The 25864-nt window shown below is 69.1% G+C and carries 20 protein-coding genes and 1 pseudogene; 17 read left to right on the top strand and 4 right to left on the bottom strand.

Translation table 11 applies throughout. The annotated features are described in order from the left end of the window. Window positions 1-24: 24 nt before the first annotated feature. Window positions 25-438, bottom strand: coding sequence for a PIN domain nuclease (locus ACIBK3_RS04935; protein WP_399361909.1), 414 nt, complete (start codon window positions 436-438; stop codon window positions 25-27). Further along, window positions 435-650, bottom strand: coding sequence for a type II toxin-antitoxin system VapB family antitoxin (locus ACIBK3_RS04930; RefSeq protein ID WP_020115394.1), 216 nt, complete (start codon window positions 648-650; stop codon window positions 435-437). The genes ACIBK3_RS04935 and ACIBK3_RS04930 overlap by 4 nt, the downstream gene beginning before the upstream one ends. Before the next feature lie 1176 nt (window positions 651-1826). On the opposite strand from ACIBK3_RS04930, the gene ACIBK3_RS04925 reads away from it, so the two are divergent. Continuing rightward, on the top strand, window positions 1827-2102 hold the full coding sequence (locus ACIBK3_RS04925) for a hypothetical protein (RefSeq protein ID WP_399361907.1): 276 nt from the start codon (window positions 1827-1829) through the stop codon (window positions 2100-2102). 269 nt (window positions 2103-2371) lie between these two features. On the opposite strand, the gene ACIBK3_RS04920 is transcribed toward ACIBK3_RS04925, so the two are convergent. Beyond that, complete coding sequence (locus tag ACIBK3_RS04920) at window positions 2372-3007, bottom strand: TetR family transcriptional regulator (protein ID WP_399361905.1); 636 nt, start codon at window positions 3005-3007, stop codon at window positions 2372-2374. Between the two features lie 156 nt (window positions 3008-3163). Between ACIBK3_RS04920 and ACIBK3_RS04915 the strand changes: the two genes are divergently transcribed. From ACIBK3_RS04915 to ACIBK3_RS04875, 9 genes are all read left to right on the top strand, one after another. Beyond that, a complete protein-coding gene (locus ACIBK3_RS04915; RefSeq protein WP_399361903.1) occupies window positions 3164-5737 on the top strand; it encodes a beta-glucosidase in 2574 nt (857 codons plus the stop codon). A gap of 71 nt (window positions 5738-5808) precedes the next feature. After that, on the top strand, window positions 5809-7104 hold the full coding sequence (locus tag ACIBK3_RS04910) for an extracellular solute-binding protein (protein WP_399361901.1): 1296 nt from the start codon (window positions 5809-5811) through the stop codon (window positions 7102-7104). Window positions 7105-7131: 27 nt separating this feature from the next. Continuing rightward, window positions 7132-8121 carry a carbohydrate ABC transporter permease gene (locus ACIBK3_RS04905; RefSeq protein WP_399361899.1) on the top strand — a complete coding sequence of 330 codons (990 nt, stop codon included), beginning with the start codon at window positions 7132-7134 and terminating at the stop codon, window positions 8119-8121. Window positions 8122-8126: 5 nt separating this feature from the next. Further along, window positions 8127-9014 (top strand): carbohydrate ABC transporter permease, encoded by an 888-nt coding sequence (locus ACIBK3_RS04900; RefSeq protein WP_399361897.1) that lies wholly within the window; start codon window positions 8127-8129, stop codon window positions 9012-9014. 87 nt (window positions 9015-9101) lie between these two features. Beyond that, complete coding sequence (locus ACIBK3_RS04895) at window positions 9102-11363, top strand: glycoside hydrolase family 30 beta sandwich domain-containing protein (protein WP_399361895.1); 2262 nt, start codon at window positions 9102-9104, stop codon at window positions 11361-11363. A 129-nt stretch (window positions 11364-11492) separates the two neighbouring features. Then, entirely contained in the window at window positions 11493-14441 is a 2949-nt protein-coding gene (locus ACIBK3_RS04890) for a glycosyl hydrolase family 65 protein (RefSeq protein WP_399361893.1), read from the top strand. 169 nt (window positions 14442-14610) lie between these two features. Beyond that, window positions 14611-14772 (top strand): hypothetical protein, encoded by a 162-nt coding sequence (locus ACIBK3_RS04885; RefSeq protein ID WP_399361891.1) that lies wholly within the window; start codon window positions 14611-14613, stop codon window positions 14770-14772. A 651-nt stretch (window positions 14773-15423) separates the two neighbouring features. After that, window positions 15424-15804: a type II toxin-antitoxin system RelE/ParE family toxin gene (locus ACIBK3_RS04880; RefSeq protein ID WP_399361889.1), complete on the top strand. Its 381-nt coding sequence runs from the start codon at window positions 15424-15426 to the stop codon at window positions 15802-15804. After that, window positions 15801-16139, top strand: a complete 339-nt coding sequence (locus ACIBK3_RS04875) for an XRE family transcriptional regulator (RefSeq protein ID WP_201049311.1) — start codon at window positions 15801-15803, stop codon at window positions 16137-16139. The genes ACIBK3_RS04880 and ACIBK3_RS04875 overlap by 4 nt, the downstream gene beginning before the upstream one ends. A 273-nt stretch (window positions 16140-16412) precedes the next feature. Here ACIBK3_RS04875 and ACIBK3_RS04870 read toward each other — a convergent pair. Continuing rightward, window positions 16413-17054 (bottom strand): annotated as a pseudogene (locus ACIBK3_RS04870) (PfkB family carbohydrate kinase); the annotation flags it as partial. Window positions 17055-17463: 409 nt separating this feature from the next. On the opposite strand from ACIBK3_RS04870, the gene ACIBK3_RS04865 reads away from it, so the two are divergent. From ACIBK3_RS04865 to ACIBK3_RS04835, 7 genes are all read left to right on the top strand, one after another. Next, on the top strand, window positions 17464-18486 hold the full coding sequence (locus tag ACIBK3_RS04865) for a LacI family DNA-binding transcriptional regulator (protein WP_399361887.1): 1023 nt from the start codon (window positions 17464-17466) through the stop codon (window positions 18484-18486). 75 nt (window positions 18487-18561) lie between these two features. Next, window positions 18562-20244: an ABC transporter substrate-binding protein gene (locus ACIBK3_RS04860; protein ID WP_399361885.1), complete on the top strand. Its 1683-nt coding sequence runs from the start codon at window positions 18562-18564 to the stop codon at window positions 20242-20244. A 96-nt stretch (window positions 20245-20340) separates the two neighbouring features. Beyond that, window positions 20341-21318 carry an ABC transporter permease gene (locus ACIBK3_RS04855; RefSeq protein WP_399361883.1) on the top strand — a complete coding sequence of 326 codons (978 nt, stop codon included), beginning with the start codon at window positions 20341-20343 and terminating at the stop codon, window positions 21316-21318. A 14-nt stretch (window positions 21319-21332) separates the two neighbouring features. Next, window positions 21333-22253: an ABC transporter permease gene (locus ACIBK3_RS04850; RefSeq protein WP_399361881.1), complete on the top strand. Its 921-nt coding sequence runs from the start codon at window positions 21333-21335 to the stop codon at window positions 22251-22253. A 3-nt stretch (window positions 22254-22256) separates the two neighbouring features. Next, window positions 22257-23210 carry an ABC transporter ATP-binding protein gene (locus ACIBK3_RS04845; RefSeq protein ID WP_399361879.1) on the top strand — a complete coding sequence of 318 codons (954 nt, stop codon included), beginning with the start codon at window positions 22257-22259 and terminating at the stop codon, window positions 23208-23210. Then, entirely contained in the window at window positions 23207-24298 is a 1092-nt protein-coding gene (locus ACIBK3_RS04840; protein ID WP_399361877.1) for an ATP-binding cassette domain-containing protein, read from the top strand. The genes ACIBK3_RS04845 and ACIBK3_RS04840 overlap by 4 nt, the downstream gene beginning before the upstream one ends. After that, window positions 24295-25839 carry a glycoside hydrolase family 32 protein gene (locus ACIBK3_RS04835; protein WP_399361875.1) on the top strand — a complete coding sequence of 515 codons (1545 nt, stop codon included), beginning with the start codon at window positions 24295-24297 and terminating at the stop codon, window positions 25837-25839. Before ACIBK3_RS04840 ends, ACIBK3_RS04835 begins: the two co-directional genes overlap by 4 nt. Window positions 25840-25864 lie beyond the last annotated feature (25 nt).

The raw sequence follows: 25864 nt of genomic DNA, 5'->3' as shown, positions 1-25864 counted from the left end.
GCCTGCGCCGCGACCGCGCGGACTCTACTGCCTGAGGTCGATCATGCGGACCGGCTGCCCCGTCGTGCGAGCAATGGTTTCGAAGTCGCGGTCGAAGTGGAGCAGGGTGAGGCCTGCTTCTTCCGCGGCTGCGGCCACCAGGAGATCGACGGGGCCCGCACTGCGGTGTTCCCCTTTGGCGGTCAGTTGTTCCTGGACGATGCGGGAGCGGCGGTAGATGCCGTCAGGCATGGGGCACCACACGTAGTGGGCGTCGAGTGCGGCCTTCAGTCGCGCGCGGTCCGCGGCTGAGCGGGCGGAGTAGAGGACCTCGAGTTCCGTGATGTCGCAGATCGCGACGAGGCCGGCGCCGATCCTGTCGTCCCACTCAGTTGTGGTCTGGCGGAGCAGGACGCGGGCGAGGGCGGAGGTGTCGATGAGGTAGTCGGCGACGGTCACGGCCGGTACTGGTTCTTGTCCAGGAGAATGTCGATGTCCAGGGCTCCGTCGGTCACCAGTTGCCGGGCGTCTTCGAGCGCGCGCAGGCGCCGGTAGCGGGCGGTGACCTCGCGCAGGGCGGTGTTGATGGTGTCGCGCTTGGTAGTGGTGCCGAGTTCCTTGGCGGCTTCTTCCAGTGCCTCGTCGTCGAGGTCGATCACGGTGCGGCTCAAGATGGCCTCCTCATGCACACTGTGGCGTATATAAATATACATGATCGATTGTATATTGGTGGGCTCGCGCACCCCTGGGTGGTCTGTTTCTCAGATCTGTGGACTTGCAGCGAGCGCGTCAGGAGAGGGGTGTGCGCCAGGTACTTCCCGGTGGGCTCCTTTCGGCGTTCGAACTTCCAGGTGAGGCGGGAGGTCGTCACTTTCAGCATGGTGATCCGGATGTCGACGGCGGTGCCGGAGGCCAGGGTGCGTGCCCAGCTCGCCCGGGCCGAGCACCGGCCCTTGTCAGTCCTTTCCGATCCTTGTGTCCAACCTGCGTCCAGAACGCGTCCCGGATGGGCACGCTCACCCGGTTCACGGACCCTCTCCCCAGCTGAGGAGAGGGTCTCGAAACCATGCGCAGCGGATTCCCTTTCCAACGCGCGGAGGATCTCTCCCGGGTGCTGAGGCTGAGCCTCTATGGCAGTGGTCACGGGTCAAACGTCTACGCGCGGCCTGGCCGAGTTCCAGTGTGGCCAACCGTGTGGCTGGGGCGTTCGATTCGGGGAGCGGGGGATTGAGGCGTCAAACCGCGTCTGACCTGGGAAAACGGCCAAGATTGGCATTGATCGACAAGGGCCGCCAAGATCCCCAAAGGATTCATAATCCGCCGGCCGTGGGTTCGAGCCCCACCCGCCCACCTGTGCAGGTCTCTGACCTGCGGAAACGTTCATTTTTGGGTGTCGGACCGTCAACTTCGCCTGAACAGACTGAATCCGCTGCTCGTGGGTTTGGGGTCGGGCGGTGCTCGGGGGAGCTCCCACCCTTCTGACCTGCGGCTGAGTGGATGATCGAGGGTGTCGCTCGCGGTCGGGATGACTGCTCTGAGGGCCGATGTCAAGACCCAGGGGCCGTACAGGGGCCGGGACGGCGCAGACGTGTCCAGGCCGACGGTGTCTCGGGGGGCGATCCGTTGTCCCATTTGATGGTGGCGCTGCTGTGGCAGCCATCCACGGGGCGGCCGGTTGAGCACCGGGCCGGTGGCGGAGGCAGTGCTGATTCCGGCGCGGCCAGTGCGCGGACGCAGGTAGGGCGACGTCGGCTGGTGTCTGCGCTGTGGAGAGCCTGTCGCTGCTGAGGAAGTGTCCCGGCGACGGCCGAGGGGCAAGGAAACGGCCCGACGAGGAAACGGCCCCGATGGAGTTACTCGACCCTCTCCCGGACACGAGCGGCGCCCTCTCCCTCCTCTGGCGCGCCTCCTCCGACGGCAACAACGCCTACTGCCTCAACATCGACCCCGACCTTCGCGTGATCCGCCTGGTCGCCAAGGCCAACGGCTACTTCGACGACGACGTCGCGGCCCTCGCCCACCTTCCGGCCTTGGTCCGCCGCGGCACGACCTACCCCGTCCGCATCCTCACCGAGGCCACCGCATCCAGGTGTTCCTCAACAGCCGGCGGATCATCGACGTGACGGACACGACGTACACCGACGGACACCTCGGCCTGAACGTGTTCGGAGGGAGGGCGGCCTACCAGAACACGTACGTAAAGGACCTGTGACCGCCCGTAAGCCGACCCGCAACCGTGAACGCGGACGCTCCGCTCCGACCACCCGGCGGTCGGAGCCTCCGCCCTGACTCCGACAGGATGTCGCCGAGGAGCGAGCCAAACCGTGACACAGCGCGTCACCGGACTGCACCGGCAATGCCTCCGTGCCCGCTCGCGGTCCTTTGACCGCTGTCAGGCCCGCTTCCCGGTGATGTCAGCCAGGAGTGCGGTGACCACGCGGTCCGTGGACGCAGCCATGTCGACGGAGCCGGGGGCGAGCAGCCACTGGATCTGGAGGCCGTCCATGACGGCGATGATCGCGTTGGCCGCGCCTTCGAGGTTGGCGTCCGCCCGGATCTCGCCGAGTTCGCTTGCTTCGGCGAGGGCCTCGGTGACCATGGCACGTAGGCCCGTGTAGCGGTCGCGGAAGAAGTCCTGTGCGGGGTGACCTTCGGTGACGCTCTCCGCCGACAGAACGGAGTACAGCCGGACGATGCCCTCCCGTTCGGCGTTGCGGCGGACGGTGTCGACCAGGTGGCGGAGGAATGCCATGCCGCGGGGGCGGTCCGGGCCGAGTTGCTCGATGTCGGTTGCGTCGCGCAGGTCGAGGACGCTGGTGAGCAGTTGGGCCTTTGAGCGGAAGTAGTGCAGGACGCCGGCCTGGGTGACTCCGGCGCGGTCGGCGATCTCCTGCAGGGAGGCGTTGTTGTAGCCGCGGGCGGCGAAGGTGTCCATGGCGATCTGCAGGATCTCCTGCCTCCGCTGCTGGGCTTTGAGGCTCTTCCCGGTGCGGGGCTCCTTCCCTGCGTCTGGCGTGCTCTCGGTCATCGGGCTGACTCTACGGCGCTGTTGGTCAGTGGTCACGACACCTATCCAACCGCTGAAAGAACTTCCGCACAAGGACTTACTAAGTACTTAGTGAGTGTGCTTTCCTGCTTCCCGTTCCGCCCGCTTCGTGCCGCATCGCGGCCTGGAAGGACGAGCATGAGCCGCCCTGCCCTCCCTGATGACACCGAGCTCGCCGACCGCATCCGAGCCCTGGATCTCGAGTCCAAAGTCAGGCTGTTGACGGGCGCGACCATGTGGAGCCTCCCGGCCGAGCCGCGCCTCGGACTGTCGGCGGTGACCATGTCCGACGGCCCTCAGGGCGTGCGCGGAACCGGTGGCGACCCGGCCGCCACCGGCCTGCTGGCCCCCGCGCCCAGCGCATTGGCGGCGGCCTGGGACACCGAGCTCGCCGAGCGGCTCGGCACGCTTTTCGCCACAGAGGCGCGCCGTAAGGGCGTCGACGTCGTCCTCGCGCCGGTGGTCAACCTGCAGCGCACCCCCGTCGCGGGGCGGCACTTCGAGTACTTCTCCGAGGATCCGCTGCTCACCGGCACTCTCGCTGCCGCCCTGGTTCGAGGTCTGCAGAGCCGGGATGTGGGCGCCTGCCTCAAGCACTTCGTGGCCAACGACTCCGAGACCGACCGCACCCTCTACCGCTCACAGCTGGACGAGCGGACCCTGCGCGAGGTCTACCTGGCCCCGTTCGAGCAGGTCCTCGCCGAGGCCGAGCCGTGGAGCGTCATGGCCGCCTACTCGGGCGTCGACGACGGCACCGCGTCGGCGCCGATGACCGAGAACGCGCGCCTGCTGCGCGAGGTGCTGAAGGGGGAGTTGGGTTTTGCCGGACCGGTGGTCAGTGACTGGGCCGCCACCCGCTCGACCGTCGCCTCGGCGGTCGGCGGCCTCGACCTGGTGATGCCCGGACCCGACCCCCAGTGGGGCGTGCCCCTGGTGGAGGCCGTCCGGGCGGGCGAGGTGGACGAGCGGCTCATCGACGACAAGGTGCTGAGGCTGCTGCGACTGGCCCGGAACACCGGCCGAATCGCCGAACCCGGGCAGAGCCCCCCGCCGCCCACCGCCCCGGCAGGGCCCGCAGAGGAGGAGTTCCGTCTTCTGCGCGAGGTCGCCGCCCGCGGCATGGTGCTGCTGCGCAATCAGTCCGACCTGGTGCCGCTGGCACCAGAAGCCGTCCGCAGCGTCGCGCTCATCGGACCCAACGCCGTGACGCCCTACCTCCAGGGCGGCGGCAGCGCCTACGTCCCGGCGGTGCGCACCGTGTCGTTCGAAGAAGGGCTGCGCGCCGCACTCCCCGAGGACGTGCACCTGTCCGTGCATCGGGGCGGCGACTCCCGCCTGCGCCCGCCGTACCTGTCCGCCGCACTGCTCACCGACCCCGAGACCGGCACCGCCGGCGTGCGCGCCGACCACCTCACCGCCGACGGCGGCCGCGTCGGAGGCGAGATACGCCCCTGCGGCAACTGGAGCGGATACGGCGACTTCGGGCCGGAAACGCACCGCGTGGTGCTGCACACCGTGCTGACCCTCACCGAGCCGGGGACGCACCGCCTGGAGATCGGGTGCGTCGGCCGCTACCAAGTGAGCATCGACGACGAGGAGGTCCTCTCCGGCGATGACGACCGGGGCGTGGAACTGATCCTCGACTCGACCCACAGCAACCCCCCACTGCGGGGCATCGACCTCGAGGTAGGACCGCAGCCGCGTCGGATCACCCTCGCCATCGACCTCACGGTGGTGGAACCGGGCGGTTACGACCGCTTCGTCACCGCCCAACTGCGGCACGCCCCGCCCGGTCCGACGCCGTACGAGGAGATCGCCGAAGCCGCCGCCGCGGCCCAGGCCGCCGATGTGGCCGTGGTCGTGGTGGGCACCAACGAGGAGGTCGAGTCCGAGGGCTGGGACCGCACCGCCCTCGACCTGCCCGCCCACCAGAACGAGCTGGTCCGCAAGGTGCTCGCCGCCAACCCGCGCACCATCGTGGTCGTCAACGCCGGCGCTCCCGTGCTGCTGCCCTGGGCCGACGAGGCACCCGCCCTGCTGTGGGCGTGGCTGCCGGGCCAGGAGGCCGGGCACGCCCTGGCCGACGTCCTGCTGGGCCGGATCGAGCCGTCCGGCCGGCTGCCCTGGACGCTGCCCGCCCGCGCGGAGGACGTCCCCGTCCCCGACGCCCGCCCCCGCGACGGCATCGTGCACTACGGCGAGGGCATCCACGTCGGCCACCGGGCCTGGGACAAGGGCGGCCTCGTCCCGGCCTTCCCGTTCGGCCACGGCCTCGGCTGGACCCGATGGTCGTACGAGTCCCTGACAGTCAGCGGGCCGTACGGGCCCCTGGCCGTCCCACAGTCGTCCGTCTCCGCCAATCTGCCCGACCCCGCGGGCGGAGACGGGCTCAAGCTGACAGTAGATCTGACCAACACCGGGCCCCGGGCCGGTCGTGAGGTTGTCCAGGCCTACCTGGAGCCGCCGCAGGACGGCCCCGACCGGCCGGTGCGCCTGCTCGCCGGCTTCACGGTCATCCGCGCGACGGCAGGCGACCGCGCCACCGCCGACCTGCACGTGCCCGCCCGCGCCTTCCAGGTCTGGGACACCGACACGGGCCGTTGGCGCACTCCGCCGGGCCGCTACCGGCTGCGCGTCGGACGCTCCAGCCGCGATCTGCGCCTCATGGCCGAACTCGTCGTTGACGACGGCGGTCTCCACGCCGCAGCGTGACCCACCCGCCGTCCCCTTTGCCCCCCGCCGCCCCTCCTTCTTCGCCCCGTCCGTCAGCAAGGAGCCGCACCATGAGCACGCCCCGTCCCACCACCCGAACCCTCCAGATAGCCTGCGCCACCGTCGCGGCCGCCCTGCTGGCCACCGGCTGCGGCCGCAGCGACGACTCCGCGGCCGCCAACGCCCCGGCGAAGATCGGCAGCGGCAAGGCCAAGGGCAAGCTCGTCATGTGGTCCATGGGCGACACGGCCGACAAGGACCTGCAGAGCCTGGCGAAGAAGTTCGAGCAGCAGAACCCCGGCGTCACGGTGCAGATCACTGCGGTGCCCTGGGACGCTGCCCACGAGAAGCTCACCACCTCGATCGTCGGCGGCAACACCCCGGACATGTCCCTGATCGGCTCCACGTGGATGGCCGAGATGGCCGCCATGAAGGGCTTCCAGGCAACCCCGGCCTCGTTCAAGGCGTCCGCGTTCTTCCCCGGACAATGGGACACCACAAAGTACAAGAACACCTCCTACGGCGTTCCCTTCATCGCCGACACCTCCGTCATCTACTACCGCACTGACATCACCGAGAAGGCCGGCATCAAGGGCGCCCCGGCCGACGACTGGGCCGGATACCTGAAGGACCTGAAGGCCATCCAGGCCACCGCGGGCAAGCAGAACCCCAAGCTGCGCCACGCCACCCAGCTGCAGACCGGCTTCAACTCCTGGCTGTTCTGGCTGCCGATGGTGTGGCAGCAGGGCGGCGACATCTACGACGCCACCGCCAAGAAGTTCACGTTCGACTCACCCGCGGTCACCAAGGCGCTTCAGTACTACAGCGGTATGTTCGAGGACGGTCTGACACCCAACGACAAGACCGACGCCCGCCAGAACATCCAGAACGGGCTGATCGGCACCGTGCAGCAGGGCGCCAGCACCGGCGGCGACCTTCACAAGAACGCCCCCGAGCTGGACAGCAAGTGGAAGACCATGCCGCTGCCGCAGGGCACGCAGTCCGCCGGGCTGGCCGGAGGCAGTGACCTGGCGGTCTTCAAGGACGCCAAGAACTCCGACGCGGCGTGGAAGTTCGTCCAGTTCCTCACCGAGCCGAAGAACCTGGCCGCATACGCGGACACCTCCGGCAACCTGCCCGCCGCCGTCCAGTCCTGGTCGCAGGGCGAGCTGGGCCAGAACACCAAGATGGCGGCCTTCGAGACCCAGTTGAAGGTCACCAAGGCTCCGCCGGCCATCACGACCTGGCAGCAGATCGCCGACGTCATCGACTCCGAGCTGGAGAAGCTCGCCTACGGCAAGGCCACCGTCGCCCAGGTGCGGAAGACCCTGCAGTCCAGGGCCACCAGCATCGGCACCGGCCGCTGACCGCCGCCGTCTCCCTCGTACGGACGGATGACAACCATGCCCACGAGCACCGTTTCCGGGCAGGGCACCAAGGAGCGCGACGCCGCCGGCCGGCAGTCGGCGGCCCGCCGCCGAACCGTTTCACCCCGGTTGCGGCGTACCGCGCAGGGTCGCCAGACCCGGGCCGCGTGGATCCTCGCGGCCCCGTTCCTCGCCCTGTTCCTCGCCTTCATGCTGCTGCCGGTCGTCTGGTCGATGCTGATGAGCCTGACCGACACGCAAAGCGCCGATCTGCGGACCCCGTTGAACGTGTCGTTCATCGGCTTCGACAACTACACCCGGCTGTTTGAGGACGAGCAGTTCGTTCATGCGCTGCGTAACACGGCCGTGTTCGTTCTGGTGGGTCTGCCGCTGACGTTGGCCACCGGGCTGGCCGCGGCGGTCGTCCTGAACAGCGGCATCCGCCGTTTCCGGGCCCTGTTCCGGGTCGGCTTCTATCTGCCGGTGATCACCAGCGTCGTGGCCGTGGCCGTGGTGTGGAAGACGCTTCTGGAACCGCGGGCGGGGCTGGTGAACACCGTCCTGGCCTGGTTCGGGATCGACGGGCCGGCCTGGCTGGCGGACACCCGCTTCGCGCTGCCCGTCATGATCGTGATGGCCGTGTGGCGCAACCTCGGCACAGTGATGATCATCATGCTGGCGGGTCTGCAGTCCGTGCCGCAGTCCTTGATGGAGGCGGCCGAACTCGACGGCGCCGGGGCCTGGCAACGCTTCTGGCGGGTCACCTTCCCCCTGCTGCGTCCCGCTCTGCTGCTGACCGCGGTGACCACCGGCATCGGCTATCTGCAGTTCTTCGACGAGCCGTTCGTGATGACCGACGGCGGACCCCTGGACTCGACCTTGTCGGCCACGTTGTACGCCTACAAGCAGTTCGGCAACGGCAACTACGACATGGCCACCGCGGCCGGCTACGTCGTGTTCGTCCTCATCGTGGCGCTGACCGTGCTGCAGTTCCGCGTGCTGCGAGACAAGGACTGACTGCCATGAGCACCCTCACCCACCCTCGCACCGGACAAGCGGACACCGACCGGGCACTGCGCCGCCGCCGCATCCGGCAGACCTGGGGCCAGCCCTGGCTGTACCTGCCGCTCTTCGGCTGCCTGCTGCTGATGATCACACCGTTCTTGTGGATGCTGTCGGGCTCCGTCAAGCCCGAGGCCGACATCCGCAAGATCCCGCCCGTGCTGATCCCCACCGCGCCCACGTTCGCGAACTACCGGCAGCTGTTCAAGAGCCTGGACTTCACGACCATGTTCGCCAACTCGGTGATCGTGGCCCTGGCCGTCACCGCGGGCAATCTGCTCTTCTGCTCGATGCTCGGCTACGCCCTGGCCAAGCTCGAATTCCGCGGTCGGCGTGCCGTGTTCACCCTGGTCATCGCGACGCTGATGGTGCCGGGCCTGGTCACGTTCGTACCGCTGTACGTGCTGGTGGCCAACATGAAGCTGACCGGCTCACTGCTCGGGCTGATCCTGCCGTTCCTGGCCGCACCGTTCGGGGTGTTCCTGATGCGGCAGTTCATCTCCACCCTGCCCGACGAACTCATCGACGCCGCCCGCGTCGACGGCTGCGGCGAACTGGCCACCTTCTGGAAGATCATCCTTCCGCTGACCAGACCGGCCCTCGCCACGCTGGGGATCATCACCTTCCTCGGCTCCTGGAACAACTTCCTGTGGCCGCTGGTCGTGGCCCAGAACGAGGACCAGTACACCCTCCCCGTCGGCCTCGCCCTGGCCAGCAGCGGACAGGACTTCACCCGCTTCGGCATCCTCCTCGCCGGCAGCGTCGTCGTCCTGCTCCCGGTGATGATCGTCTTCCTGCTCTTCCAGCGCCACTTCGTCGCCGGCATCGCCACCACCGGACTGAAGTGACCCCTGCTCCGGCGCCCTCCCGCCCCCCCACGCGCCGGTTCAGCAGCACCGCAGTTCAGCTCTGCACCACACGCAAGGAGCCGCATCATGAGACCCACCCTCCGGCAACGGCGCCGGGCCGCTCTCGCAGCCGCCACGACCCTGCTCGCCACGTTCTCCGTCCTGCCGGCAGCCACCCCCGCCTCCGCCGCCCCCGCACTCGGCAAGGCCCAGGTCTGGCTCACCGACCTGTCCACCGATACCCGCCTGGCCAAGCAAGCGCCGGTTACCTGGAAGGCGGGCCCCGCACCGGCCGGCTCCTCCGGCTCGGCGATCACCGTGGACACCAGGCGCGCGTACCAGCCGATGGCCGGCTTCGGGGCCTCGTTCACCGACTCCTCCGCCTGGCTGGTCGGCACCAAGCTCGGCAACGCACAGCGCAACGCCCTGATGCGTGACCTGTTCAGCCGCCGCGACGGCATCGGCCTGAGCTTCCTGCGCCAGCCGATGGGCGCCAGCGACTTCTCCGTGAGCGGCAACTACTCCTACGACGACCTGCCCGCCGGCCAGAGCGACCCCACGCTCGCGCACTTCAGCGTCGACCACGACCGGGCCTACACGATCCCCCTGCTCAAGCAGGCCGGCCGGATCAACCCGCAGCTGACCGTCATGACAACCCCGTGGAGCGCGCCGGGCTGGATGAAGACCAGCGGCTCGATGGTCACGGGCCGGCTCAAGCCGGACGCCTACCAGGCGTACGCCGACTACTTCGCGAAGTTCCTCAAGGCGTACGCGGCGGCCGGAGTGCCGGTGCGCTACGTCAGCCCGCAGAACGAGCCGCTGTACGAGCCCTCCACCTACCCGGGCATGTCCCTGCCCGCGGACCAGGAAAAGACGTTCGTCACCGGCTACCTCGCCCCGACACTGCGCAAGCAGGGCCTGTCCACCGGCATCCTGGGCTACGACCACAACTGGGATGTCACCAGCTACCCCGAGTCCCTGTACACCGACCCGGCTGCCGCCCAAAGCGTCGCCGGCACGGCCTGGCACTGCTACGCCGGTGACGTGACGGCGCAGAGCGTCGCCCACAACGACTACCCCGACAAGCCCGCCTTCCAGACCGAGTGCTCCGGCGGCACCTGGGAGGGCGACGAACAGGGCGGCTTCGCCGGGACGATGGACAATGTCATCAACGGCCCCCGGAACTGGGCCCAGAGCATCGTCCGCTGGAACATGGCCCTGGACAGCGCAGGCGGCCCCCGGAACAACGGATGTGACGGCTGCCGCCCGGTGGTGACGGTCGCACAGAACGCCGACGGCACGTGGTCGTACACGCCGACGGCCGACTACTGGGGGCTCGCCCAGGCCAGCAAGTTCGTCCAGCCCGGCGCGCGCCGGGTCGCCTCCAACACCTTCGGCAAGGGCAGCGTCGAAGACGTCGCCTTCACCAACCCCGACGGCTCCACCGCCCTGGTCACTTACAACTCGGGCACCGGCGCCCGCACCTTCACCGTCGGCTGGGGCAACCGCCACTTCAGCTACACCCTGCCTGCGGGAGCGGCCGCGACGTTCACCTGGACGGGCAATCAGAGCGGCGGCACCGACCCCGCGGCCATCGGCTCCGTCGACGTCCCCTTCCAAAACCCTGACGGCAGCAAGGCCCTGATCAGCTACGACAGCAGCCTCCTCGCCCAGCAGCCCCAGCTCCGCCTCGGCGACCAGTGGCTCGGCTACACCCTGCCCACCGGCGCCTCCCTCACCCCGCCCACCGGCGAGACGGCCCTGTCCCGCGACGTCTGGCAGGCGACAGCCTCCGCGAGCAGCTCGGACGACCCGCCGTCCAAGGCCATCGACGGCGACCCCGCCACCCGCTGGAGCCTGGGACACGGCATGCAGCCGGGCGACTGGTTCCAGGTCGACCTCGGCTCCACCCAGACCCTCAACCAGGTCGTCCTGGACACCACAGCCTCGTCCGGCGACTTCGTCCGCCAGTACGAGGTGTCCACCTCCGACGACGGCACCACGTGGAGCAAGCCGATCGCCATCGGTGCCGGTAGCACCGTGGCCCGGATCCTGCTGCCCACCACAACCGCCCGCTACATCCGGGTGACCAACAAGGCCAGCTCCGGAAGCTGGTGGTCCATCCACGACCTGTCCGTGCTCGCCCCCGACGGCAAGACCACCTCAAGCGCGAGCGCGACCAAGGGTGTTCAGCGAAGGAGCGCGGTACTGCCCGACGGCACCCGGCTGACGGCCGTCTACAACTCCGGCGGCAGCACTGCCACGTTCGACGTCCCGTGGGGCGACACGACGTACAGCTACCGCCTGCCCGCCGGCGCCGCAGCGATCTTCACCACACGTTCGGCCTGAACCCGAACCCCGCCCCCCACAACTTCCCCTCGTGGTCTGGGCCATACACCGCGACGCCGCTCTGCGAGCCGCATCGGCAGGCCGTCGTGACCCAGCCACGCGTACCACCCTCAAGGAGGTGGCGTTTCGATGAAGGAAAAGGAATACGGCGAGGCCGTAGGCGACATAGGAATGAGGCTCGGTGCCTCGCGCCGCAGGTCGGCCTGGGCCCGTTTCACGGCCGCGGCGACAACCGCGGTATCAGCGGTGATCAGTCCGGGTGACCGCGCCGGAGCCGACGCCCAGGTCCGCTTCCGGACCACAGAATCCGTGACGCCGTCGGCGACTGTCCGCCCACATGCCCGCGCACGCACGACCAGGAGGACGGCGTCCATCGGGCTGGCCCTCGCCGGCCTGCTCCTGAGTACAGCGGCGGTGCCCGCCTTGTCCGCACCCGAACCGGGTAAGTCCGGCAGCGACGACGGCTGGGTGCTGAGCACGACCGACACCTCGAAGAACTACGCCCCGACGTTCGTCGGCAACGGCTACCTCGCCGCGCGGGTGCCCGCGGCGGGCCACGGCTACGGCAGCACGCCCATCGCCACCCAGTCCGAGCTGGCCGGCTTCTACGGCGCTCCCTGGGAAGGGGCCGAGGAGCGGGCCAGCCTGCCAACCTGGACCACGCTCGGCTTCGGCGGCAGCGGCAGCGGCGGTGTCTATGGCATCGGCAGCTGGTCCTGCGGATTCAACCAGCTCTGCCCGGCCGCGTACGGAAAGATCTCCGGCGGCGCGTTCGTCGAGAACTCCCATCCGGGCGGGATCGTGGGCGGCTACCTGGCCGGCCTGAACACCGGTGGGCCGACGGTCGGCGGCACCGGCGTCGTCCCGATCCGTGACGCGCCGGCCGGCAAGGCCACGCTGGCCATCCGGTACTCCAACGGCAGCGGCGACCCGCAGACGATCCACGTCGGCGTCAACGGCACCCTTCAGCAACTCACCGTGCCCAGCACCGGCAGTTGGGACAGCTGGGCGGTGATGACCGTGCCGGTGACGCTGACGGCCGGTGACAACACACTCGAGATCACCGTCAAGGACGGTGACACGGCGCGGGTGAACGTCGACTACCTCGCGGCGTATCCGGAAGGCGCACAGCCCCCCACCGACATCGCCCCCATCACGGTCGGCACCACCAGCAAGTACCGGCAGTCCCTGGACTTGCGCACCGGGGTGCTGAGCACGTCGTTCGACTGGACCTCGCCCGAAGGGGACACAACCAGCTTCGCCTACGAGGTCAACGCCAACCGCGCGGAGGGCCATCTGGGCACGGTGAACGTGCGCGTCGTACCGCACTGGAGCGGAACGGCCACCGTCGTGGACGAGTTCGACGGCCGGGGCCTGCACCGCGCCTCCACCACCGACCCGCACGTGAACGGCAAGGCAGCGACGCTGTCCCAGACCGTTGTGACCGATGGCAAACTCGCCACCGCCGGGCTCAACTCGGTACTGCGCATCGACGACAAGGCCGTGCCGACGAAGGCGATGGCCGTACCCGACGACGGCAGCGCCGCGCAGAGCGCCGTGTTCCCGGTCCGCGCCGGTCAGACGTACCGGATCACGAAGTACGTGGGCATCGCCTCCAGCATCGACACCGACCGGTCGCTGAAGGCCGCGACCCCGCAGCAGGCCGCAGCGAGTACCGCGGCCCGCGCCGCCAAGGCCGGCTACCAGCAGCTGCTCGCGCGCAACGACAAGGAGTGGTCACGGCTGTGGCAGTCGGGCATCTCGATCCCCGGTGACACCGCCATGACCGCGCAGATCCACGCGTCGATGTTCTACCTCCTCGCGAGCATGCGCCCCGGTGTCACCTGGAGCACCAGCCCGGGCGGGCTGTCCTCGGACGGCTACAGCGGTCACGTGTTCTGGGACATGGAGACCTGGATGTACCCGGCTCTGCTCGCCCAGTACCCCGACATCGCCAACGGGGCGAACTCCTACCGGCAGAAGCTGCTGTCCGCGGCCGAGGCGAACGCCGCCAAGCTGTCCACGCCCAGCCAGCCGATCAAGGGCGCCAAGTTCGCCTGGGAGAGCGCGCTGACCGGGAAGGAGACGGCCCCCGACCCGTGGGGCACGTACGAGATCCACATCAACTCCGACATCGCCCTGGCGCAGTGGCAGTACTACCAGGCGAGCGGCGACAAGGTGTGGCTGCGGGACAAAGCCTGGCCGGTGCTGAAGGGCATCGCCGACTACTGGGCCACCCGCGCCGTACCCAACTCCTCCGGTGGCTACGACATCAACGGCGTCATGGGCCCGGACGAGTACAACTACCCGGTCGACAACAGCGCCACCACCAACGCCGGCGCGCAGGAATCCCTGCGCATCGCGACCCGCGCCGCCCAACTCGTGGGCCGGACCGCCGACCCGGCGTGGAAAAAGGTTGCCGACGGCCTGAAGATTCCGGTGGACACCAAGAACAACATCCATCCCGAGTTCGACGGCTACGACGGGCAGACCGTCAAGCAGGCCGACATCACCCTGCTGCAGTACCCGTGGGGTGTGCCGATGTCGGCCGGCCTGGCCCAGAACGACCTCGACTACTACAAGGAGCACACCGACCCGGGCGGTCCGTCCATGACGGACGCGATCGCCGCCATCAACGGCGCGGCCCTCGGATCGCCGGGCTGCCAGGTCTACGACTACCTCCGCAACAGCGCCGAGCCGTACCAGGCCGCACCGTTCAACCAGTGGTACGAGACACGCAACGGAGGAGCGTTCAACTTCACCACCGGCCAGGGCGGCTACCTTCAGGAGTTCCTCTACGGGTTCACGGGGATGCGCTGGGGAACCGACGCGATCACCATCGACCCCTTCCTGCCGCCGCAGCTGCCCGGCGTCAACATCACCGGGGTGAAATGGCAGGGGCGCACGTTCGACCTGTCTGTCGGTCAGAAGACGACGAAGTTGACCCTGCGCTCCGGTACGCCGCTTCCCGTACGGGTCGGCATCGGCAGCGATGACGTGCGCAAGGTCAAGCCCGGCACGTCACTGCAGGTGCCCACCAGGCACCCGGCAGGCGACGCGACGCAGTGCGACTCGTAAACAGGGCGAGCGCGGATCCAACCGACCCGCAATCGCCGTAACCGCCGGCCCGGTCTGTAAGTCAGGGCAGACCGGTCCGGCCGCCCCCCTCGGCCGGAAGCATCGAGGCTCTCCGGCCGAGGGGGATACCCAATGGCTCGGTGCCTGACCAAGGCGCCCGCCCCGTGGATTGCCCGCAGATCTTCAGCCCACCGCCGACGCGGTGGTGTTCCTGACCGCGAGCGAGTCCCTGCACTGGGCCGCCGACCGCGCGGCGAGGCATGGGCGGGCAGCCATGGACGGCCTCCACGAGTTGCGCGTCGTGGCGCTCCGACAGTGCCCCTGCGCCTGACGGCCCAAGCGAGCGTCGCGACAGCGGTCGCCCGCCGCGGGCTGATGCGCCCCGACAGTGCATCGCATCGGGCGACCGACTTGTACCCCGACGGACACGGTCAGTGTGTGTACCGGGTCACGCAGCGTTCGGTGTCCGCGGACGTGGACGAGGCGGGCACTGTCGCCGGGGCCGGTGGGGACGGAGGCCGGCGCCCGCGGCCACGCCTACGTGGGTGAAGCGACCACTTGAAGATCTCGGGGAAACCTCAGGCGAGGCGGGTCGGTGGTGAGCCGTCGCGCCGGGCGGCCCGGACGATGCGGCATGCAACTGCTGCAAGGTACCGTCCGATGTCATCACGGACGCGATGGCAGCCGGTGCTGCACGGTCACCGTGACTTCGCCGGCCCCCGAGGGCCCAGGCCCGGCGCTCCTGGCCGCGCGGGTCGTCGAGCAGCCTCCATTCGGCTGCGATGCACATGGTGGCGCGGCGCTGGGTGTCGTACGTACCATTCCGGCTTCCCCAACCCGTCGCCGCCGATCGCACCCGCGCCGCCTCCTGATGCAAGACCCGAGAGCCGGCCAACCTGACCGGGCCGGCCTGGTCCCACATCTGTCATTATGACGTCAGTGGTGTATGCTGCCAGTGTAATAAATTGCAGATGACGGATGCGTGCATGGCTTGGAAGATTGTCGTGGTCGAGCCAGCTCTTTCGTGGCTTCACGGCCTGCGCCGTACCGACCCGACACCCTGATTCAGGTCAGCCAGGCTGTCACCGCTCTTCAGGAGGAAGGGCCCGCGCTGGGCCGGCCTCTGGTGGACACGATCAAAGGCTCGGTGCTGTCGAACCTCAAGGAGCTCCGCCCCGGCTCGGCGGGGGCCACGGAAGTGCGGTTGTTGTTCGTGTTCGACCCTGACCGCCAGGCCGTGATCCTGGTCGGCGGTGACAAGGCGGGCAACTGGTCCGGCTGGTACCGCGTCGCGGTGCCTCAGGCGGAGCAGGCATATGCGGAGCATCTGAAGCGAATCGATGGAGAGGACGGGGCACGATGACTGATCACCTCAAGGACCCGCAGGCCGTCTCCTGGGGGGACCTGGCCGAGGATTTCGCCTTCACTGATGCCGAAAAGGATCAGATCCGGAAGGGGGCGCAGGCGATGGTCCTGGCCTCCCGTGTGCACCGCCTCGCCGAGTTGCGGAAGCGACAGCACACCACGCAGGTCCAGGTCGCCGAAGCCATGGGTGTCACCCAGGCCCGCGTCTCACGCATCGAGAAGGGCCAACTGGAGCGCAGCGAGGTCGACACCCTCGCTGCCTACGTCAAGGCGCTCGGCGGCAAGCTGAAGATCGTCGCTGACTTCGGTGATGAGACCTACGTTCTCGGCTGACCCGATCGACGCGCCGCTACCCAGGTCGATGCACAGTCCGGTGGGCGGGATCGCCTCGTGACGTCAGGGATGATGCTCCACCCCGGTGGCCTGGGATGGAGCATCATCGCGTCGGTAAGGGACTCCGCTGCGCGAAGGGTTCCAGCCACTCGGCTGAACAGGGCGGACGCGGCTGCTGCTGTGGCAAGTGTCCAACTCGTCGACCCCCAGGGGCCATTGAGGGGCCACAAGGACAGGAACAGACCGACAGGCACTGCACAGGGCTGACACGGATCAGCACGTCTGACCTGCAAGAACGGCGTGAATCGGTAATGATCGGCAAGGACCGCCAAGATCCCCGAAGGAGGAGTCCCCGGCGCCGACGGTGTCGACGACATCGATCGCCGGGGCCGCGAAGGTGACGCGGAGACCGTCGAGGGAGGCGAGGGCGCCCCGTCCGCCCAAGGTGATGACGACGAGGCGCGCGCCGGCGGTGTGCCAGGTGTCGCACGCCTCCTCGGGGTCGGTACCGGGAAGCAGCAGCGCGAGGTCGTCCTCGCTGAGGCGAAGGACGTCGGCGAGGGCGCACCAGTGGGGGAGCCGTTCGCGGTAGGCGGCGGGCGGTACGAGCAGGGGGCGGACGTTGGGGTCGATGGACACGGTGACGTGCTCGCGGGCCTTGGCGAGGTGGTCCTCGATACGGGTACCGCCAGGCTGCTGTATCAGCGCCAGGGAGCCGGTGTGCAGGCAGGCCGCATCGTCCAGCCGGGCGCCGGCGAGTTCGTCGTCGGTCCACTGCCAGTCGGCCGCGCTGTCGGCGTAGAAGGTGTAGGTGGCCTGGCCGGTCTCGTCGAGGTCGGCGACGGCGAGGGTGCTGGGCTCGGGGGCGGTCACGCTGCCGGTCAGGTCGACGCCGGAGTCGCTGAGGCGGGCACGGAAGAGGGTGCCGAAGACATCCGTGGAGAAGCGCCCGAGGAAGCGGGTGGGGGTACCGAGCGGGCGAGGGCGACGGCGGTGTCGGCGGGACCGCCACCGGGCAGGTCGCGCAGCGCGAGGTCATCGGAGCTGGACCGGGCGGGGGTCGGTGAAGGCGTCGGCGACGCACTCGCCGAGGACGGTGACGCTGCTGGGGGCCTGGGGTCGGGCCATGGTGGTTGTTTGCCTCTCTCGGGAGGAGCGCGGGGGGCGAAGGGCACCGGGCCGGTGACCTGATGCGGCCCATGCGTAGGTATTGACATGCCGCTCAAGACGGACGTAACTTCCCTGCCACACGGAAGTAACGCGCGTTATTAAAGCGCGTAACCGGAGGTGCTGTCTCACCTCCGGCGGCCGAAAGGGACTGGAAGTGGCCACGAACAAGACGCAGCGCGTGACCATGAGCGATGTGGCGCGCCACGCGGGTGTCTCGCGGACCACCGTCTCCTTCGTCCTCAACGACAAGCCCGGCGCCGCCATCCCCGAGGAGACCCGTCGGCGGATCCTGGAGGCGATCGACGAGCTCGGCTACCGGCCCAACGCCGGGGCGCGGGCGCTGGCCGCGAACCGCAGCGGGTGGTTCGGGCTGATCACCGAGATCGTGACCGGTCCCTTCGCGGGGGAGGTGATCACGGGCGCGCAGAGCCGCGCCTGGGGTGAGCGGAGGTTCCTGCTGATCGCCGCGAGCGAGGGCGACCCCGCCCAGGAGGCTGCCGCGCTCGACCAGATGCTGGAGCACCGCGTGGAGGGGCTCCTGTACGCCACGACCTGGCACCGCGCCGTCACGCTGCCCAAGGCCGCCCGGGAGGTGCCGACGGTGCTCGTCAACTGCTACGACGCCGAAGGGGAGCTGCCGTGCATCCTGCCCGACGAGGTGTCGGGGGGATACAAGGCGACCCGCCGGCTCCTGGACGCCGGTCACACCCGCATCGGGTTGATCAACCTCGACCCGGCGATCCCGGCCGCCATCGGCAGGCGCGAGGGGTACGAACGTGCCCTGCGCGAGGCCGGGATCACCCCCGACCCCTCCCTCGTCGTCCCCGGCTGGGCGACCGCCGACGGCGCCTATGACGCCGCCTGCGAACTCCTTGACCGCCCGGCCGGCGACCGGCCGACCGCGCTGTTCTGCGGAAACGACCGGATGGCGATGGGCGCGTACGACGCGATCAAGGAACGTGGACTGCGCATCCCGCACGACGTGGCCGTGGTGGGGTTCGACAACCAGGAACTCATCGCCGCCTATCTGCGGCCGAAGCTGACGACGCTCGCCCTGCCCTTCGAGGCCATGGGCACCAAGGGCATCGACATGCTCGCCGCTCTCGCAGCGGGGCAGCCGCTCGACACCCATCGGGTGACGATCGACTGCCCGCTGCTCGAACGCTCGTCGGTCTGACCGCTAATCAGTCCGCCGAGGAATCCCGTCCCCGTCTTCGCCCTGTGTGTTGAAGAGAGGAAAAGAGTCTCCATTATGGCACCCTCCCGCATACCTTCACGGCGGCCACGAGCCGTCCTGAGAGCGGTCACCGCGACCGCCGCCGCGGCCCTGGTCCTGTCCGCCTGTACGGGTGGCTCGGGCGCCTCCGGCGCCGGTGACACCTCCGGCAACCAGCTGCTCACCATCCCGCGTGAGGATCTGGCGACGTTCACGCGCAATTTCAACCCGCTCTCCCCGCAGGCCGCCCCCATGACCCTCCAGGCGGTCTACGAGCCGCTGGCGGTACACAGCATGGCGGATGCCAAGGACACGCCGTGGCTGGCCACCAACTGGGAGCAGGCCAAGGACGGCAAGTCCCTCACCTTCACGCTGCGCGACGGCGTCAAGTGGTCGGACGGCCAGGCGCTCACCGCCGACGACGTCGTCTACACCTTCGAGCTCCAGAAGAAGGTGCTCGGTGGCTTCGACTACCTCGACAAGGTCACCGCGGTCGACGCCCACACGGTGAAGTTCTCCTTCAACAAGGCGTTCTCGACCGCCTTCTACGAGATCAGCGGCCACTACATCCTGCCGAAGCACATCTGGTCCAAGGTGAAGGACCCGGCGAAGTTCACCAACCCGAACCCGGTCGGCACCGGCCCGTACACCAAGATCGAGAAGTTCCAGAGCCAGTCGTACGAGCTGCGCAAGAACCCCGACTACTGGCAGCCGGACAAGCAGCAGATCGCCGGCATCCAGATGCTCGCCTTCTCCGGCAACGACAGCGCCAACATCGCCTTCACCAACGGCGAGGTGGACTGGACGCAGTCGTTCATCCCGGACATCGAGAAGTCCTTCGTCGCCAAGGACAAGAAGCACAACCACTACTGGTTCCCGGCCACCGGCGCCATGATCAACTGGCAGTTGAACACCACCAAGGCGCCGTTCAACGACCCGGCCGCGCGCAAGGCGCTCAGCATGGCGGTCGACCGCGACCAGATCACCAAGGTCGCGATGAACGGCTACGCCGAACCCGCCGACTGCACGGGCCTGGCCCACACCTACGACAAGTGGCGTGACACGTCGCTGGCCGCCTCCTGTACCTGGACGAAGTACGACACCGACGCGGCAGCCAAGGCCCTCGACGCGGCCGGCTACAAGGAGAGCGGCGGCAAGCGGAAGCTGAAGAACGGCAAGAACTTCACCCTCGACATCTCCGTTGGCTCCGCCTCCTCCGACTGGATCTCGGTCGCCAACATCATCAAGCAGGACCTGGCGAAGGTCGGCATCACCGCCACCGTGAAGACGCCCGACTGGTCGGCGGTCTCTTCCTCGTACAACACCGGCACCTTCGACACCGGCATCGTGTGGAGCAACAACGGCGCCACCCCGTACGAGTACTACCGCGGCGTGATGTCGACCAAGATGGTGCAGCCGGTCGGCAAGCAGGCCACGGAGAACTACCACCGCTTCGGCGACAAGAAGGCCGACAAGCTCATCGACGCCTTCGCCGCCGCCACGGACGAGAAGACGCAGCGCGAGCAGACGAACGGCCTGCAGGAGCTGTACAACAAGGACGCGCCCGTCGTCCCGCTGTTCACCGGCCCCGAGTGGGGCGCGTACACGGACGCCCGCTTCACCGGCTGGCCCACCGAGAAGAACCCGTACGCCACCCTCGGCAACCGCAACGGCAGCACGGTCCTCGTGCTCACGTCGCTGAAGCCCGTCAAGGGCTGACGCCGCCCGCACGGACCGGCGGCCGCCCTCCTCCCCGGACGGCCGCCCCCGCGCATCCGCATACCGTTCACCCCCCACCGACAGGGAGCACGACCCGTGCGTCTGATCCTGCGCAACCTGGGGTTCTATCTGCTCGCCTTCTGGGCCTCCGTCACCCTGAACTTCGTTCTCCCGCGCTTCATGCCGGGCGACCCGGTCTCCCGGATGTTCGCGCAGGCCCAGGGCACCATGCAGCCCGACCAGATAGCCCAGCTGCGGAAACTCTTCGGCCTCGACAACCGCCCCCTCTGGGAGCAGTACGTCTCCTACGTCAAGAGCGTCTTCACCGGCGACCTCGGCATCTCCATCACCCGCTTCCCCACCCCGGTCACCGACGTGATCGGCTCGCAGATCGGCTGGACCCTGCTCCTCGGTGGCGTCGCGCTCGTCATCGCGGCCGTGCTCGGCAACCTGCTCGGCATCGTCGCCGCCTGGCGGCGCGGCGGCGTCCTCGACTCCGCCTTCCCGCCCCTGCTGATCTTCGTCGGCTCGTTCCCGTACTTCTGGCTGGCCATGGGCGCGCTGTACCTGTTCGGGGTGAGCCTCGGCTGGTTCCCCATGCGGCACGCCTACGACGTCGGACTGACCCCCGGCTTCAACGGCGAATTCCTCTCCAACGTCGCCACCCACCTGGTGCTGCCCGCGCTGACCATCGTGCTGGTCTCCATCGGCGGCTGGATGCTCGGCATGCGCAACACCATGATCGCCACGGCGGCCGAGGACTACATCACCATGGCCGAGGCGAAGGGGCTCAGCCCTTCACGGATCATGTTCCGATACGCCGCCCGCAACGCGCTGCTTCCCTCCGTCACCAACTTCGGCATGGCGCTCGGCTTCGTCGTCGGCGGCGCGCTGCTCACCGAGGTCGTGTTCGCCTACCCCGGCATCGGCTACCAGCTGCTGATGTCCGTCCAGGGCCTGGACTACCCGCTGATGCAGGGCATCTTCCTGACGATCACGGCGGCGGTGCTGATCGCGAACTTCCTCGTCGACCTCGTCTACGTCCGCCTCGACCCGCGCGTCCGCGTCCGCTGAAGGGGGCTGCCGACATGACCGCCATCGAGATCGCGACGGCCACCACGCCGACCACCCCCGCACGCACCTCCCGCCGACGCGGACTGGTGCGCCAGCTCATCGACAGCAAGAAGGCGTTGACCGGGCTGATCCTGCTCGCCGTCTTCGCGCTGCTGGCCCTGCTCGCACCCGTCCTCGCACCGGGCGACCCGTCGCTCATCAACTCCACGGGCAGCCAGGCCCCCTCGGACGCACACTGGCTCGGTACGACCGCCAAGGGTCAGGACGTGCTCGCCCTCACCCTGTGGGGTGCGCGCAGTTCGCTCTTCGTCGGGTTCACCGTGGGGCTCGTCGCGACGGGCGTCGCCATCGTCGTCGGCCTCGCCGCCGCGTACTTCGGCCGCATCGTGGACGACGCGCTGACCCTGGTCACCAACATCTTCCTGCTGCTGCCCGGCCTGCCGCTGCTCATCATCCTGGCCGCGTTCCTGCCGCCCGGGACCTCCACCGTGATCCTGGTGCTCGTCGTCACCGGCTGGGCGGGCTCGGCCCGGGTCCTGCGGGCGCAGGCCAAGTCGATCCGGGGCAAGGACTTCGTGGCCGCGGCCGTCGTCACCGGGGAGCGCCCGCTGCGGATCATGTTCCGCGAGATCCTGCCCAACATGGCGTCCGTGGTGATGACCACGCTGCTCGGCTGCGTGATCTTCGGCATCGGCGCCCAGGCCGGCCTGGAGTTCCTCGGCCTCGGCGACAGCAGCGTCGTCAGCTGGGGCACCAACCTGTACTGGGCCGGCAACGACGGCGCGCTGATGACCGGCGCATGGTGGGCCTTCGTGCCCTCCGGACTGTGCATCGCCTTCGTCGCCTTCGCGCTCGCGCTGGTCAACTACGCGGTCGACGAGATCACCAACCCGAGGCTGCGCAACCGCCGTGCCCGACGTGAGAGGAGGGGCTGAGCCATGGAACCCGTACTTGAGGTGAACGGCCTGCGCGTCGAATACCGCGGCGACGGACGCACCGTCGTGGGCGCCGACGACGTCTCCTTCTCCATCGGCGCCGGAGAGATCTTCGGCCTCGCCGGTGAGTCCGGCTGCGGCAAATCGACCATCGCCAACTCCGTGATGCGGCTGCTGAAACCCCCGGCGGAGATCACCGCGGGCAGCATCCGCTTCCAGGGCAGGGACGTCCTCGCCCTCGACGCACGCGAGCTGCGCGCCTTCCGGTGGCGGGAGATCGCCATGGTCTTCCAGTCGGCGATGAACTCCCTCAACCCCGTCCTGACCATCGGCGAGCAGATCGTCGACATCTTCACCACCCACGAGAAGCTGAAGAAGCGGCTCGCGACGGAGCGGGCCGGCGAGCTGCTTCAGCTGGTCGGCATCGACTCGGGAAGGCTGAAGGCGTACCCGCACCAACTTTCCGGCGGCATGCGCCAGCGCGTGGTCATCGCCATGGCCGTCGCACTCCACCCCCGGCTGCTGATCATGGACGAGCCGACCACCGCGCTCGACGTGGTCGTGCAGCAGGAGATCATGGCGCAGATCCGCGACCTCCAGCGGGAGCTGGGCTTCTCCATCCTCTTCATCACCCACGACATGTCCCTGATGATCGAGCTGTCGGACCGCATGGGCGTGATGTACGGCGGACGGATCGTCGAACTCGCCGACGCCAAGGACCTGTTCGCGGGGCCGCTCCACCCCTACACCGAGGCGCTGATGAACGCCTTCCCGCCGCTGACAGGCCCGCGCCAAGAGCTCACCGGCCTCTTCGACGCCCCGCGCACCGCCGACAGCTGCGGCTTCCACGTCCGCTGTCCCGAGGACCGCTCGGACTGCTCCATGAACATCCCCGACCTGCGCGAGATCGCCCCCGGCCGCTGGGTGGCCCGCAGCCTCGAAGGAGCCCCCCGATGACCGAACCCCTGCTGACCGTACGCGGTCTGACCAAGGACTTCCAGGTCGGCACCGTCTTCTCCCGGCGCCGTGTCCGAGCCGTCAACGACGTCTCCTTCGATCTCCCGGCCGGCCGGATCACCGCCCTGGTCGGCGAGTCCGGCAGCGGCAAGTCCACCATCGCCCGCTGTCTCGCCCGCCTCGAACAGCCCTCCGCCGGACAGGTGCTGCTCGACGGCGAGGACGTCCTGCGCACCGAGCGGCGCCGGGCGTCACGGGCGTACCGTCGCAAGGTCCAGATGGTGTTCCAGGACCCCTTCGGCTCACTCAACCCCGTCCACCGCATCGAGCACTTCCTCACCCGGGCCCTCGTCCTGCACGGCCACTCCGCCACACCAGAGGCGCTGCGCGAGCTGATAAAAACGGTCGGCCTGACCGAGGACATGCTCCAGTCCTACCCGCACGAACTCTCCGGCGGCCAGCGTCAGCGCGTCTCCATCGCTCGCGCCTTGGCGGTGGAACCGCGCCTCATCCTGGCCGACGAACCGACGTCGATGCTGGACGTCTCCGTGCGCGTCGGCGTGCTCAACCTGATGCGGCGCCTGCGCGACGAGCGGAACATCGCCATGCTCTACATCACCCACGACCTGGGCTCCGCCCGCTATCTCGCCGACACCACGATGGTCATGTTCGCCGGCGAACTCGTCGAGGGCGGCGACGCGTTGGCCGTGATGGACGCCCCCGCCCACCCCTACACCCGCTTGCTGCTGTCCGCCGTGCCCGACCCCGAACGGGCCGGCAGCTACGACCCCGTCGAGCGCGCCCGCCTGCGCGAGGCGATCCTCAACCCCACGTCCTGCCCCTACGGCGACGACGGCACGTGTAGCCGCACCGAGCCCGTCCGCCACATCGTCGGCGAGACGAGCGAAGCGAGATGGGGGTCCCCCCGGCCGGAGGCTGGGGGAGGACAGCCCCACTGGGTGCGCTGCCATCTGCGCGCACCCGCTTCCGATGTCGCCCGCCGTGTTCTGAAGGCCACCGACCGGCCGGACGGCGAGGCCACCGACGTAACCGACGACACCGAGAAAGCGGAGACCACCGCCGCATGACCCACGACCTCACCCTCCCCTCCGGCAGTCCCACCGCCGAGGGGCTGGCCGAGCGCGCCCCGCGCGACCCCCACCGCCCCCGCTTCCACTTCACCTCGCCCGGCGGCTGGCTCAACGACCCCAACGGGCTGAGCCACTGGAACGGCGTCTACCACCTCTTCTACCAGTACAACCCGCTCGCCGCCGCCCACCACCGCATCCACTGGGGCCACGCCACCAGCACCGACCTCGTGCACTGGGCCGACGAGCCGGTCGCCCTGGTGCCGGGCTCGGACGGCCCGGACCGCGACGGCTGCTGGTCCGGAGTCCTGGTGGACGACAGGGGAGTGCCCACGCTCGTTTATTCGGGCAGGCACGGCGAGCATGAACTCCCGTGCGTGGCCAGGGGATCGGCGGATCTGAGGTACTGGACCAAGGACCGGGCCAACCCCGTCATCACCGCCCCGCCGGAGGGCGTCGACATCACGGCCTTCCGCGACCACTGCGTCTGGCGGGAGGGCTCCGGCGAGAACACGGTGTGGCGTCAGCTGGTGGGCTCGGGAATCCGGGGCGTCGGCGGAACGGCCTTCCTGTACGAATCCGACGACCTGCGCAGCTGGCGCTACGTCGGCCCCCTGCTGACCGGCGACGCCTCGCAGAACCAGGGCGAGCTCGACTGGACCGGCACGATGTGGGAGTGCGTCGACCTCTTCCGGCTCGGCGAGGACGAGGAGGCCGGCAGTACCGACGTGCTGGTCTTCTCCGCCTGGGACGAGGGCACCACCCACCACCCCCTGTACTGGACCGGCCGCTACCAGGGCGACACCTTCACCACCACCGCCCTCCACCGGCTCGACTACGGCGGCCGCTACTTCTACGCCCCCCAGTCCACCCGTGACGAGCACGGCCGCCGCATCATGCTCGGCTGGCTCCAGGAGGGCCGGACGGACGAGGCGAACGCGCAGGCCGGCTGGTGCGGTGTGATGTCCCTGCCGAGGGTCGTCACGCTCGCCACGGACGGCGGCCTGCATCAGGCTCCGGTGCCGGAGCTGACCCAGTTGCGGCGGGAACGCGTAGAGGTGGCGGCGGGCCCGCTGGCCGACCCGTACATCTCGCTGCCCGCCGTGCGCGGGGACCAGCTGGACATCGAGACGACCCTGCGGCTCGCTCCCGGAGCGACCGCCCGGCTCGTGCTCCGCGAGACACCGGACGGCGCGGAACGCACGGTCGTGGAGGTGAGCCGGTCGCACGACGGAGCGAGCGGCACCCTCCGACTGCACCGCGAGACCAGCAGCCTCGACCCGACGGTCGACACCGAACCCCGGTACGGGGAACTGCCGTTGGACCCCGACGGCCGGGTCGACCTGCGGATCCTCGTCGACCACTCCGCACTGGAGATCTTCGCCAACGGGCGTGCCCTGACCGCCCGCATCTACCCCACCCGCCCGGACGAGGCCGTCGGCGTCGGTATCGGTGCCGACGGCGACGTGGCCCTGGAGCGGTTCTACGCCTGGCAGATGGCGTCGGCCTTCACCGACGTACCCCGGCCGTTGTGGCCGTGACGGTCTTACACACGGCCACGGCCCG

This window comes from Streptomyces sp. NPDC050287, from assembly GCF_044459385.1.
GTDB lineage: Bacteria > Actinomycetota > Actinomycetes > Streptomycetales > Streptomycetaceae > Streptomyces.
Note: the sequence above shows the minus strand (reverse complement) of the source record. Positions and strands in the feature narration are given on the sequence as shown.

Bases quoted from the DNA above. Each gene is read 5' to 3' on its own strand.
- ACIBK3_RS04925 (WP_399361907.1), top strand. From the start codon at position 1,827: ATGGAGTTACTCGACCCTCTCCCGGACACGAGCGGCGCCCTCTCCCTC.
- ACIBK3_RS04920 (WP_399361905.1), bottom strand. From the start codon at position 3,007: ATGACCGAGAGCACGCCAGACGCAGGGAAGGAGCCCCGCACCGGGAAG.
- ACIBK3_RS04915 (WP_399361903.1), top strand. From the start codon at position 3,164: ATGAGCCGCCCTGCCCTCCCTGATGACACCGAGCTCGCCGACCGCATC.
- ACIBK3_RS04910 (WP_399361901.1), top strand. From the start codon at position 5,809: ATGAGCACGCCCCGTCCCACCACCCGAACCCTCCAGATAGCCTGCGCC.
- ACIBK3_RS04905 (WP_399361899.1), top strand. From the start codon at position 7,132: ATGACAACCATGCCCACGAGCACCGTTTCCGGGCAGGGCACCAAGGAG.
- ACIBK3_RS04900 (WP_399361897.1), top strand. From the start codon at position 8,127: ATGAGCACCCTCACCCACCCTCGCACCGGACAAGCGGACACCGACCGG.
- ACIBK3_RS04895 (WP_399361895.1), top strand. From the start codon at position 9,102: ATGAGACCCACCCTCCGGCAACGGCGCCGGGCCGCTCTCGCAGCCGCC.
- ACIBK3_RS04890 (WP_399361893.1), top strand. From the start codon at position 11,493: ATGAAGGAAAAGGAATACGGCGAGGCCGTAGGCGACATAGGAATGAGG.
- ACIBK3_RS04875 (WP_201049311.1), top strand. From the start codon at position 15,801: ATGACTGATCACCTCAAGGACCCGCAGGCCGTCTCCTGGGGGGACCTG.
- ACIBK3_RS04860 (WP_399361885.1), top strand. From the start codon at position 18,562: ATGGCACCCTCCCGCATACCTTCACGGCGGCCACGAGCCGTCCTGAGA.
- ACIBK3_RS04850 (WP_399361881.1), top strand. From the start codon at position 21,333: ATGACCGCCATCGAGATCGCGACGGCCACCACGCCGACCACCCCCGCA.
- ACIBK3_RS04845 (WP_399361879.1), top strand. From the start codon at position 22,257: ATGGAACCCGTACTTGAGGTGAACGGCCTGCGCGTCGAATACCGCGGC.
- ACIBK3_RS04840 (WP_399361877.1), top strand. From the start codon at position 23,207: ATGACCGAACCCCTGCTGACCGTACGCGGTCTGACCAAGGACTTCCAG.
- ACIBK3_RS04835 (WP_399361875.1), top strand. From the start codon at position 24,295: ATGACCCACGACCTCACCCTCCCCTCCGGCAGTCCCACCGCCGAGGGG.